This is a genomic window from Hyalangium minutum (assembly GCF_000737315.1).
Lineage (GTDB): Bacteria > Myxococcota > Myxococcia > Myxococcales > Myxococcaceae > Hyalangium > Hyalangium minutum.
The window spans coordinates 192146-204115 of sequence record NZ_JMCB01000023.1 but is presented as its reverse complement, the minus strand read 5'-3'; the positions used below and the strand labels follow the sequence as shown (position 1 = coordinate 204115).

Below are 11970 nucleotides of genomic sequence, written 5' to 3'. Positions count from 1 at the left end.
ACCATGCGGATCGTCTGCCAAAAATGTGCGGCTGCCTACGCGATTGATGATCGGCTGATCTCGCCGAAGGGGGTTCGTGCGCAGTGCCCCCGATGCCGTCACCTTCAGCTCGTCAAGCGGGAGGCCGTAGGCCCTCCTCCCGAACCCGTCGCGCCCGCAGCGCCTGCGCCTCGCGCCGCTCCTCAGTCCGCGCCTCGCGCTGCTTCTCCTTCTCACCCCACGGCCGGTAGCTCCGCGCTGGCGGCGGATCTCTTCAACGATCTGACCGCGCCGGAGACCGCTTCGCTGCCGCCGGATCCCCTGTTCGATGGGATCATGTCCCCTCCGCCCGTCGCCGAGCCGCCCCAGGGGAGCGGGGATCCCCTCCTCGACTTCCTCGGGCCGCCTCCGGAGGCCCCGCCTCCTCCCGTGGCGGAAGCGCCGCGCCGTGTCACGAACCCGAGCATGGCCGCCGCGGCTGGGCCCGCTCCCCAGTCCTTCCGGCCTCCGCCTCCCGCGCCTGCTCCCGCTCCGGCGCCGGTTCAGGCCCCCGCCTCGTGCCGCGAGTGCGGCAATCCGCTCCCCGATCCTTTTGATCAGGCGATCGGAACCTGCGAGGACTGCCGGAACAAGCAGGCAGCGCCTCCTCAGGAGCCGCCTCCGGAGGCTGCTGCTGCCCCGGAGCGGTCGTCCTCGGCGGTGAACTTCGATTTGCCTCCGCTCGAGTCCATCGACATGTCCGGTGTCGCCTCGGAGGCGCCGGCGCTGACGCTCGAGCCTCGCAGCGGTGTCCGCTCCTCTCCACCTCGGTCCGCTACCTCGGGAGTATCCGGGCCGCAGTCCGCGCAGCCGTTGAAGATGCGCACCGCGGGCTCGGGCGCGGGAGGCATCCTCAAGGCCGTCCTGGTGGTGGTGCTGTTGCTCGCCGTGGGCGGAGGGGCTGGGTACTACTTCCTGGTGATGAAGCCCGAGGCTGAGACGATCGCGCAGCCCGCGCTGCCGCCCGCTCCGGCTCCCATCCCCCCAGCGATCAAGGCCGTGTTGCCGCGTTGGGAGCTGAAGCACCTCGATCTCGCCGGCAGCAGCGTGGAGCGCCTGGAGGAGGGCGCCAAGCTGCTCGCCAAGGACCAGCGCTCCGCCTACGCGGAGGCGGAGGAGTCCTTCCAGCAGGCCCTGTTGATCGAGCCGCGCAGTGATGCGGCCATCGCTGGCTATGTCCAGGCGGTTGCACTGGGGCGCGGCACCACCGTCGACAAGGCCACCTTTGACGAGGCGCTTTCGCTCGTCGAGGCCTCCGAGGAGCGTGCGGGCCGCACGCCCGCGCTGCTGCTGGCGCACGCCAACCTGCTGCTGTGCCGCCCCAACGACGCCCCGCTGGTGGAGCAGGCCCGAGCTCTCGCGGAGGAGGCGCTCGGCAAGGGCATCGATCAGGAGAAGGCCGAGGCGCACCTGGTGCTCGGCCGCGCGTATGTGAAGACATCGGGAGGACTGGCCAACCAGCACTTCGACGATGCGCTCGCCCTGAATCCCACGCTCCAGCGCGTGGAGTACCATCGGGCCCTCGCCAATGAGGCCGCGGGCTCCTACTCGCTGGCCATCGCGGCGCTCAAGTCGCGCCTGGAGAAGGATCCGGAGCACTGGGACAGCCTGTCCACCATGGCTCGCATCTACCTGGAGGTCGGTGAGGTGGAGCAGGCGCGCAAGCTCTTCGAGGCTCGCGTGAAGGCCCAACCTCAGAACGTGCGGCTGCTGCTGGCCCTGGCCGTGATGCGCTACCAGGTGGATGGCAACGCCCCGGTTGCGGTCCGGGATCTGCGGGCGCTGCTGCGGAACCGTCAGAAGTACTCGGATCGGGACATCGCCGAGATCCTCGTGCACCTCTCGGCCGCCGAGCGCATGGCGGGCAATATGGACGCCGGGGTGAAGGCGGCCGAGGAGGCCGTGGGGCTCGTGAAGGATCTGGCAGCGGGTCACCTGCAACTGCTGCTGGCCGCCCTGGCGCGCGGCGATGCCGCGAAGGCCGCCGCGAATCTCCCCGCCATCCAAGGCAAGATCGAGGACCCTTCGCTCGAGAAGCTGCTCGAAGGCCGGGTGCGGCTGGCGGAGAAGAAGCCCGCCGAGGCCCAGGCGCTCTTCCAGGAGGCCGTGAAGCTGGACTCGCGCCGCCATGACGCGCTGCTGTTGTCCGCGATCGCCGCCGCCCAGGCCGGCCACCGGGATGATGCGTTCCGGACCTTCTTCCAGGTGCTTCAGTCGGATCCCGAGCGGCTCAACCCGCGGCCGGTGACGACCCTCTACTTCGTGCGCCCGGGTGAGACGCTGGCCGGGATGAACGGCTCCGTGGAGGTGCTGTCGACCAGCCGGGAGGACGTCTCCGGGCCGCTGTACGAGGGGCTCCTGCTCTTCCACCTGGGCGATCGCGCGGGCGCGGAGCGCGAGCTCAAGGCCGTGCTGGAGCTGGATCCCAGCAACGCGGGCGCAGCGGCTTACATGGCGCTGCTGTCGCTGCAGCGGGGTGACGCGGCCAAGGCGCGCACCTTCGCCACGCGGGCAGTGGCGGCGGGACGGCAGATGCCGATCGCACACCTGGCCAACGGGCTGGCCCTGGTCGCATCCAAGCAGGTGGAGCCCGCCAAGCGCTCGCTGCGTGACGCACTCAACCTGGCCCCCGCGCTGCTGTCGGCCGAGGTGAAGCTGGCCGAGCTGGAGGTGGCCTCTAATAAGGAGGCGGCCCAGGCGCGGCTCTTGAAGGTGTTGGGGCTGGACTCCTCTTACCTGTCCGCCAAGCGGTTGCTCTTCATCACGGATCAACGGGGGTGATGTGCGGGTTCTTCTCCTCGGCTCGGGGGGCCGCGAGCACGCGCTCGCATGGAAGCTGGCACAGAGCCCCCAGCTCTCGGCCTTGCTGTGTGGCCCTGGGAATCCGGGCACCGCGAAGCTGGGGCGCAACGTCCCGCTGAAGGCGGATGCCCCAGACGCGGTGGCGGCACTGGCCCGGCAGGAGCGGGTGGATCTCGTCGTCGTCGGGCCCGAGGCCCCGCTGGTCGCAGGCGTGGCGGATGCGCTCGCGGCGGAGGGGATTCCGTGCTTCGGGCCCGTGGCGGCCGCAGCCCGGCTGGAGGGCTCCAAGGCTTTCGCCAAGGAGGTCATGGCCGAGGCCGGTGTGCCCACGGCGGACTTCCAGGTCTTCACGGACGTGGCGGCGGCCGAGGCCTACGCCGTGGCGCAGGGGCGCATCGTCGTGAAGGCGGATGGCCTGGCCTCGGGCAAGGGCGTCATCGTCGCACCGGATGCGGAGTCAGCGCGGGCGGCGGTGCGCGCTGTGGCGGCCATGGGCACCGCGGGCCAGCGGATGGTGCTGGAGGAACTGCTCGAGGGCGAGGAGGTCTCCGTCATCGCCCTGTGCGATGGGGAGCGGTACGTGCTGCTGCCTCCCGCGCAGGACCACAAGCGGGTGGGTGAGGGGGACACGGGCCCCAACACGGGCGGCATGGGCGCGTACTGCCCGGTGCCGTTCTTCTCTCCCGAGGCGCTGGCGCAGGTGGGCGAGCGCGTCATTGCGCCCATGCTCGAGGTGATGCGCAAGCGTGGAGCTCCGTTCAAGGGCGCGCTCTACGCGGGGCTGATGCTGACGCGCAATGGGCCCAAGGTGCTGGAGTTCAACGCGCGCTTCGGAGATCCGGAGACGCAGGTGCTGATGCTCCAGCTGGGGGAGGATCTGCTGCCGCTGCTGGACGCCTGTGCGCGCGGCCGGCTGGAGCCGCGGCCGCTGACGCTGGCGCCGGGGGCCTCGGTGGGCGTGGTGCTGGCGGCCGAGGGCTATCCGGAGACGCCTCGGCGCGGCCAACGCATCCAGGGATTGGAGGCCGTGCCCTCGGGGGCTTCGGTCTTCCTGGCGGGGGTGGATGAGAAGGACGGGGCTCTGCTCACCTCGGGTGGCCGTGTGATGACGGTGTGCGCTCGCGGCAAGGATCTGGTGGAGGCGCGGGAGCGTGCCTACGCCGCCATCTCGGGACTGCGCTTCGAGGGCATGCACTTCCGCCGGGACATTGGCGCGCGAGGGCTGCGCGCAGCCCCGTGAAGCTGCTCGCGCGCTACCTGCTGAAGGAGCTGATCGTCCCCCTGGTGGTGTGGGTGGCGTTCCTGTTCCTGCTGCTCTTCGTGATGCAGTTCCTTCGCGGCACCGAGGTGCTGCTGGGCTCGGCGGTGACGCTCGGGGACATCGGGCAGCTCATCCTCTATCTGGCGCCGCACTTCCTGGTGATGGCGCTGCCCATCGCGTTCCTGCTGGCCATCCTGCTCGGGCTGGGGCGGCTGAGCGAGGACCGGGAGCTGGTGGCGCTCCAGGCCTTGGGCATCAGTCCCACGCAGCTTCTGGCGGGCCCGCTGGCCATCGGCGCGTTGCTGGCCGGGCTCATGCTGTTGCTGACCTTCACGGGCGAGCCGTGGGGCATGTCCGCAGTGAGGGATCTGGTCGCCGACGTCATCAAGAAGAACGTGGCGGGGGACGTGAAGTCCGGCGTCTTCTACGAGGACCTGAGCGACCTGACGCTCTACGCGGAGCGTGTGGAGGGCAAGGGCGAGCGATGGACGCACGTGCTGCTGCATGATGATCGCGAGCCGTCCTCGCCGCTGCTGGTGCTGGCCCAGACGGGGCGGCTGACCACGGGCGGAGGCGAGGAGGGACTGCGGCTGTCGCTGAAGGAGGGCGAGGTGCACCGCGCCAACCGCTCCACGTCCGACTACAGCCTGCTGCGCTTCGAGCAGGGGGAGATCTCCGTGGGCCTGGGTGGCTCGGTGAACCGCAAGAACCGGTTCCGCTCGCCCAAGGAGGAGATGACGCCCGGGGAGCTGCTCCTCGCGGCGGAGGAGGCCGAGAAGAGCGGTGGCGATCCGCGCCCGTTCCTCATGTCGCTCCACAACCGGCTGGGCAATGCGCTGGCGCCCCTGGCCTTCGCGCTGCTGGCGACGCCGCTGGCCATCGGGCGGCGGCAGGCGGGGCGGGCGTGGGGCTACCTGCTGACGCTGAGCGGGTACGTGCTCTTCTACCTGCTGAGCCGCGCCTTCGAGCAGATGGGCCAGCAGGGCAAGCTGCCGGTGGTGGTGGCGGGGCAGCTGACCAACGTCATCTTCGTCGTGATCGGTGTGTTTGCGATGTGGCGGGTGAGCCGCTCGGGGACGGTGCGGTGAGGACCACGCTCTTCTTCTACGTGATGCGCACGTACCTGAAGTCCGTGGTGGGCATCCTCGCCGCCGTGCTGACGGTGTTCCTGGTGGTGGACTTCGTGGACCGCGCCCGCTCCTACACCGGTGAGGGCTGGGTGTGGGGCGTGCTGGAGCTGTATGCGAACAAGGCCCTGGTGGCCACGCAGCAGTTGGGCCCGGCTGCGCTGCTCCTGGCTGCGGGAGTGTCGGTGTCCGCGCTCCGCAAGCGAGGAGAGGTGACGGCCCTGCGCGCGCTGACGTTCGGGCCCGGGGCGCTCTACGTGCCCATTGGCCTGTGCGCGATGGCGGTGTGCCTGGGGCTCATCTCCTTCGACGAGCAGGTGGTGGTGAGGGCCAGCCGGCGCGTGGATGAGATCACCACCCAGCGCTTCAACCGGTGGGGAGACTGGCGGCTCTACTACACGCCAAAGCAGTGGTTCCGGCGCGGCGAGCATGTCTTCTTCCTGCGCGCGGGCAGCGCCGAGGAAGGGTTCCGGGACGTGGCCATCCTGACCCTGACGCCCTCGTTCAAGCTCGCGCGCCGGCTGGACGCGGAGGCCATGTACCCGGTGAAGGGGACGCGGTGGCGGCTTACGGGCATCGTGGAGCGCACGTTCTCGCCGGATGGACGGACCCAGGTTCAGAACAAGGAGGAGGGCGAGTACGACCTGGGTGTGCCGTCGAACTCGTTCCGAATCCGTCCGGGACGCCCGGAGCAGATGCGCTCCGCCGAGCTTCGCGAGCAGATCGTCGCGCGCGCGGAGCTGGGGCTGGCCTCGCTTCAGTATCAGCTGACGCTGCACAACCGGTTTGCCTACCCGATGGCGGGCTTCCCGGCGGCGTTGCTCGCGGTGGGTTTGGCGCTGCGGCCAAATCGGAGGGGACACCTGACGGCGGCGATCGTCGAGGGCCTGCTCATCGCCGTGGCGATGTGGGGCCTGATGGTGGTGTGCCGGACGCTGGTGATGACGGAGCGGCTGTCACCCGGTGTGGCGGCGTGGCTGCCGGCGGTCGTGCTGAGCTTGGCGGCTGGGGGGCTCTGGATGCGTCGCGAGGGGTTGCTGCAGTGGCCTCGGCGGCGGGCGCTGGCGAGCACCACGCCGTAGTCCGTTGCTCAGGAGAGGTTCCAGCGCAGGAAGTTCATCGCGCGCCACCACATGTCGCTCCAGTCCTCGGAGCGTACGAAGTGGTCCGACTCCGGATACTCGACGAAGTCGACATGCTGGCCCAGCCAGGGGAGGTGTTCGCGCACGCGCCAGGTGAAGTCCCGGGCCCAGTGGGGCGGCACCAGGTGATCGCGCCCCGCGTTCAGGAAGAGCAGAGGACTCCGCGCGAGCTCCTGCGGACGGTGGACCGGTGCGTGCTGCATGAGCTCCCAGATCGCGTGCGTCATAGGGGCCTCGCGGGGCGTCCAGTCCGGCGAGCCCAGCACGGACACCGTGGCCCGCACCCGTGAGTCCCCGGCCGCGACGGCCAGCGCTGTGTATGCGCCGAGCGAGATGCCTGCGAGCCCGATAGGTCCATGGCCCTCGTAGAGCAGATGGTCGATGACGCGGGAGACGTCCGGCGCGGACTCGAGGATGAGGCGCAACAGGCGCTCGTGGTACCCGGAGGCGTCCTGGGCGCGCATCTCGTCGAGGTACCCGTCGTAGCGCGCGCCGTGGTGCGGGGCATCCACGCCCACGGCGGTCATTCCCCAGTCCGCGATCGTGTTCAGCTCGTGGCGCTGGGTGTTCGCATCCACTCCGAGCCCGTGCAGCACGACGACAGCAGGGCCCGGGCGAGGCTCGTGGTGCAGCTTGAGCACGGGAATGCGTCCATCCACCCAGAAACGGTACTCGTCGGCCATAGGTGGGCTCGATTCTAGAGGGTGGCACGGGTGGCTCTACAACGGAGGTGCTTGCCACCTGTGAGACGGTGCCCACATGATGGGCGGAAGGACCGTCGGCCGGCGCAGCTCCCATGAGAGGAGTCTGCTTGTCCGACAGGTTCTCCGCGGGCGCTGCCGGTGGGAGCCTCGTCTGAGTGGGAGAGAGCGTTGCGCCGAGCTGTCACTGTCGTCCTGGCTGGATGGATTCTGGGCACTGTCCTCGCCGAGGGCCTCCAGCAGGTTGCCGCGAGCGCGGCCGTGCTCCTGGCGCTGGTGCTGTTCTTCCGCAAGACCTTGAGCCTCGAGCCGGATGTGCGCGCCTACGTGCGCGCTTCGGTGGCGCTGACGGTATGGCAGCTCCTCTCGCCCGCCCTGGCGCTCATGACGGGAGTGGCGGAGCGCTGGCCTCGCACCGCGCGCTACGGGCAGGCGCTCGACACGGTGGCGGGCGCTGCGGTGGCGTCCATCGGAACGGTGGGTGTGCCCTGGGCGCTGCTCGCGGCGCTGATGGCGGGAGGGTGGCTGCTGGCCTCGGCCGTGGGGCTCTTCCAGCACTTCGTCCTCTGGAACTGGGAGCCGCCCGCCTTCCTGAAGCTGAACCTGTCCCGGCTGCACGAGAACTTCGGCACGGAGCAGGAGCCGCGCTATGCGGCCGGAGGCTTCCTCTTCCACCGCCTGCGCTTCTCTCATGGAGCCATCGCCATGCTGGGGCCTGCGCTGTCCGTGCTGGCCCGGGGCAGGGTGGCCTGGCACCGGGTGCTGGCCGGGGCGGTGGTGGGCGCGCTGCTGCTCGTTCCTTACGCGGCCTTCGCTCGCGCGGCCCTGCTGACGGGGTTCGCCGTGTGCGTGCTGGCGCTGCTGCTGCTCAGCCACGGGACACCTCGGAAGGTGGGGCTGGCCGTGGCGGCTGTGCTCGCGGCGCTCGTGGTGGTGACACCCGCGTGGCGCGAGCGCATGGGCAAGGCCGTCGAGAACCTCTTCGGCGGTGAGCGGACCCTGGCCATGTCGGTGGGCTGGCGGCTGGTGAAGGAGCACCCGCTGCTGGGCGTGGGCTTCGGCAACCACAAGCCCGCGGCCCTGGCCACCCAGTCCGAGACGGGCATCACGGATCTGCTGGCCACGGACTCGCACAACCTGTGGCTCACCACGTGGGCGGAGACCGGGCTCGTGGGTCTGGGGCTGCTGCTCTCCGTCCACCTGCTGCTGGCCCGAGCGCTCGTGCGAAGGCACCGCGCGGGCTCGCTCGCCGCCACGGGGGCGCTGCTCTCCTTCGGCGGCTTCCACATTCTTTCGTTGGTGCACTACCTGCCGTTCCACCCCAGCGTGCACCTGTCTTTCGCCCTCATCTGGGGACTGGGCTTGTGTTCGGGCAGCGAGCGTTGACGGACCGACGAAAACGAGAAAGACCTACACTTCCAGTGAAAATCTGGTTACGTTGGTTTCCATGGCCACTTCCGCCACGCGAAGACCCGGACGCCAGGCCTTGGGCCACAGTCTGACCGAGGTCGTCGTCATTGTGTTCCTCGTGGGGATCGGGTGTATCGGCGTGGTGGGCCTCTTCGGCGACAACATTCGAGGCCTCTTCGGGGGCGGCTCGGAGTCACTCGCGGGCAGCCCGAGTGTGGGCAACCCCGGCCAGGAGACCCAGAAGACGGAGTGGACGCTGCGCGGCGGCTCGCTCTCGGCCTACGGCAATAGCAACGGGTACAACCCCGGCGGCACGTCGGACGCGCCCCAGTCGGCCCCCAACCCGGGTGGCGGCTTCAACCCGGGCGGTTCGAGCGGGGACAGGCACTCTGCGCCCTGACGCTAGAACGGAGCTCTGGGGCGTTGGAGCACGAAGCCTGGCTCTGTCTCGCCGCTCTCCTGAATGAGGCCGAAGCCGAAGCGGCTCGCGCACGCCTCACGGGTGGCTGCTGAGACGAGGATCTGTCCCGTGGAGGCCTGACGTGCCAGTTCCAGGGCTCGTTCAAGTGGCCTTCCGATGACGGCGTATTCCATCTTCCCGCCCTGCAGACCCACGTTGCCGATGACGGCCTCACCCGTGGCGATGCCGACGCGTGTCTCCAGCCCGAGGCCCTCGTCCGAGGTCCGCTGCAGCGCCTCCAGACGGGACTGGATGGCCTGCGCCGCCTCCACTGCGCGCGGCGCGTGATCGGGCAGGGCGAGAGGGTCTCCAAACACCGCCAGCAGCCCGTTGCCGCGCAGGGTCTCGACGCGCCCCTTGCGCCGCACCACCTCCTCCGTCATCACCTGGAAGGCCTGACGCAGGTGCAGGATGCGCTCCTCGGGAGGCTGCCGCTCTGCTCCTCCCGGAGGGGACTGGACCTGGGCCTGGAGCACGGTGAGGTGCTTCTGCGCGCCCTGGAGCAGCGCCGGGTGCTCCGCGTCCGCCAGGAGCCTCCCGAGTTCGGTTTCGTCCACGTAGCCATCGAAGGCGCTGCGCACCCGTGAGCGCGCGCGCTCCTCGGCGGAGAGCCGTCCCGCCAGCACCAGCGCGAACGCCAGCACCGAGGCCGCCATGGGCCCCAGAGGCGCGGCCACCCAGCCGCCCTTGGCCAGCAGCAGCGTGCCTCCCAGGATGCCGATCAGCACCAGCAGCACGGCGCCAAAGGTGAGGGTGGGCCGGAGCACCAGCGCCGCCGCCGTGAGGAGGGCGCCACAGAAGAGGATGAGCGCGAGCTCCATCCAGCGCGGCACCTCGCGAATCGGGTGCTGCTCGATCAGATCGCTCAAGAGCGCGGCGTGCAGGAGCACCAGGGGGTACTGCTTGCCGTTGGCGAAGGGCCCCAGGTCCCGGATGCTCTCCGCCGTCTGACCGAAGAGGATGTACCGGCCCTTCAGCACCTCCACCACATCGGGCGGCAGGGTGGGGGGATCCGATTCGCTCAGCGTGGCATACAGCGCGCCGTATGACAGGAAATGATCCGGATCCGGCAGACGGAAGCTCGTGAGGACAGCGCCCTCCGGGTTCAGCGGGACATGCATGGTGCCGACGCGCACCCCGCCTGCCTCCTGGATCAGGTCGGTGTCAGGCTTCAGTCCCTGGCCGAGCAGGTACGTCGTCAGCCCGAGCCCCGGCAGTGAGCGGCCCGCGACCTCGGCCAGCACGTAGGCGCCTCGGACGTTGCCGGAGGCGGAGCGGGCCACCTCCACCTGGGCCATTAGCGCGCTCTGTCTCAGGGGATCCACTGGGACGATGACGCGGCTGCAGCGGAAGCGGGGCGAGGGGCCCTCGGGCAGCGACGAGGGGCCCACCTGCTGGGCGAGCTGCTCCAGATCGATGCCGTCGTCCGCGGTGCAGGGCACCGCAAGGACCGTCCGGCCGTAGCGGTTCATTACCTGGGCGAACGCGATGTCCGCCTCGGGTCCTTCTCTCGCGGGCGAGAAGAGGAAGGCGTCGATTCCCACCGCCGCCACGCCCGCGCGCTCCAGGGCCTCCAGCATGCGCGCCTGCTTGAAGCGGGAGATGGGCCACCCCATCTGGCGGAGGGTGGGCTGATCCACCGCGAGGATGAACACGTCCGGGTTCCACGGCTTTGGACGGGACGTGAGCAGCAGTCCTTGGGCTCGCTCCTCGAAGCTGCGCCATGCCTGGGTGGTGGCCACCGCCGCCACGAGCCCCGTGGCCAGCATGCCCAGCGCCACGCCTCGGAGCATCCGCCGCCGGAGCCGGACCCGCGAGGACTCATCTTCCTCCGGCTTCTGGTGCAGCGCCGCCAGCAGTGCCTCCATGCTGGGAAAGCGTTCCTCGGGCAGCGGGCTCAGGCCTCGCAGCACCACCTCGCGGATGTGGCCCGGTACGCGGAGCCGGCTCCGCTGTGCCTGGAAGGTCCGATTGTAGATGACCTGGACCAGCGCGGTCGCGTCCTTGCCCTGGAAGGGACGCACGCCGTAGAGGGCCTCGTAGAGCGTGACGCAGAAGCTGAACTGATCGCTTCGCGCGTCGATGGGCTTGAGCAGCATCTGCTCGGGCGCCATGTAGCCCAGCGTGCCCATCAACAGGCCCGTCTCCGTCAGCTCCTGCTGGAGCAGCGCCGCAGGTGGGGCGGGAGCGGGCTCGGGGGCGGAGGGCTCAGGCTCGGCCGCCGCGTTCGCCGAGCGCGCCAGCCCGAAGTCCGACACCTGCACCGAGCCGTCCACGCCGATGAGCACGTTGCCGGGCTTGAAGTCGCGGTGGATGAGACCTGCGGCGTGGGCGGCGCCCAGACCCTCGCCGGCCTTGCGGAACAGCTCCAGGATTTGATGAAGCGAGCGCCGGGTTTGCATCCACTCGCGGAGCGTGTCCCCCTCCACGTACTCCATGGCGACGAAGAGCTGGTCTTCCCAGGTGACGACGTCGTGCACCGTCACCACGTGGGCATGGTGCACGCGCGCCATGGCTTGGGCCTCGCGCAGGAGGCGTGCCCGGTTCTCTGGGTTCGACAAGGCCGGGTGCAACAGCTTGATGGCCACGCGGCGGTCCAGCTCGGGATCGTGCGCGAGGTAGACCGCGCCCATTCCTCCCTGGCCCAGCACGCGATCGACGACGTAGCGGCCGATGCGAACGCCCGGGGCGAAGCCCGCCGAGGCCGGTGCCGAGGGTTGCTCGGGTGGCGCGTTGGCTCCGTGCACAGGGGGCGCCTCGGAGCGAGCCGGGGCAGGCGGCAGGTTCTGGGTCACGGGCCGCACCCGGACGCGCTGAGGCTGGGTCGGGTCATCCACCGTGCGCGACGCGGAGACGGAACCCTGGGCCTGTTGGGAGACCTCGGGCAGCAAGGCCTGGCACCGCGGGCAGCCCGGGAGGTGCTCAGTGATCCGCTGCCGGCGCTCGGCTGGGAGCTGGCCCTGGTGGAAGAGCTCTACCTCGTGCGCCTTCACGCAGGTGGCCGTGAGGGGATTCGACGGGGAGCTCGGGGGTGAAGACGGCATCGTCG

The 11970-nt window shown here is 70.1% G+C and carries 8 protein-coding genes; 6 read left to right on the top strand and 2 right to left on the bottom strand.

All coding sequences use genetic code 11. From position 1 onward, the window contains the following. Positions 1 to 3 precede the first annotated feature (3 nt). From DB31_RS39415 to DB31_RS39400, 4 genes are read left to right on the top strand one after another with little or no spacing between them, the layout of a single operon-like run. Positions 4 to 2799: a tetratricopeptide repeat protein gene (locus DB31_RS39415; RefSeq protein ID WP_044197972.1), complete on the top strand. Its 2796-nt coding sequence runs from the start codon at positions 4 to 6 to the stop codon at positions 2797 to 2799. A gap of 1 nt (position 2800) precedes the next feature. Then, positions 2801 to 4060: a phosphoribosylamine--glycine ligase gene (gene purD, locus DB31_RS39410; protein ID WP_044197970.1), complete on the top strand. Its 1260-nt coding sequence runs from the start codon at positions 2801 to 2803 to the stop codon at positions 4058 to 4060. Next, entirely contained in the window at positions 4057 to 5169 is a 1113-nt protein-coding gene (locus DB31_RS39405; protein WP_044197968.1) for an LptF/LptG family permease, read from the top strand. Before purD ends, DB31_RS39405 begins: the two co-directional genes overlap by 4 nt. Beyond that, on the top strand, positions 5166 to 6290 hold the full coding sequence (locus DB31_RS39400; protein WP_044198068.1) for an LptF/LptG family permease: 1125 nt from the start codon (positions 5166 to 5168) through the stop codon (positions 6288 to 6290). Before DB31_RS39405 ends, DB31_RS39400 begins: the two co-directional genes overlap by 4 nt. An 8-nt stretch (positions 6291 to 6298) precedes the next feature. On the opposite strand, the gene DB31_RS39395 is transcribed toward DB31_RS39400, so the two are convergent. Further along, positions 6299 to 7033, bottom strand: a complete 735-nt coding sequence (locus DB31_RS39395; RefSeq protein WP_044197966.1) for an alpha/beta hydrolase — start codon at positions 7031 to 7033, stop codon at positions 6299 to 6301. Positions 7034 to 7222: 189 nt separating this feature from the next. On the opposite strand from DB31_RS39395, the gene DB31_RS39390 reads away from it, so the two are divergent. Then, positions 7223 to 8437, top strand: a complete 1215-nt coding sequence (locus DB31_RS39390; protein ID WP_276203686.1) for an O-antigen ligase family protein — start codon at positions 7223 to 7225, stop codon at positions 8435 to 8437. Positions 8438 to 8537: 100 nt separating this feature from the next. Beyond that, positions 8538 to 8861, top strand: a complete 324-nt coding sequence (locus tag DB31_RS50110) for a hypothetical protein (RefSeq protein WP_052420603.1) — start codon at positions 8538 to 8540, stop codon at positions 8859 to 8861. A gap of 2 nt (positions 8862 to 8863) precedes the next feature. Here the strand turns inward: DB31_RS50110 and DB31_RS45680 are convergent, their stop codons facing one another. Further along, positions 8864 to 11965, bottom strand: a complete 3102-nt coding sequence (locus DB31_RS45680; protein ID WP_052420602.1) for a protein kinase domain-containing protein — start codon at positions 11963 to 11965, stop codon at positions 8864 to 8866. Between the last annotated feature and the right edge of the window lie 5 nt (positions 11966 to 11970).

Excerpts from the sequence above, each read along its gene's own strand:
- DB31_RS39395 (WP_044197966.1), bottom strand. The coding sequence starts at position 7,033 with ATGGCCGACGAGTACCGTTTCTGGGTGGATGGACGCATTCCCGTGCTC.
- DB31_RS45680 (WP_052420602.1), bottom strand. The coding sequence starts at position 11,965 with ATGCCGTCTTCACCCCCGAGCTCCCCGTCGAATCCCCTCACGGCCACC.
- DB31_RS39415 (WP_044197972.1), top strand. The coding sequence starts at position 4 with ATGCGGATCGTCTGCCAAAAATGTGCGGCTGCCTACGCGATTGATGAT.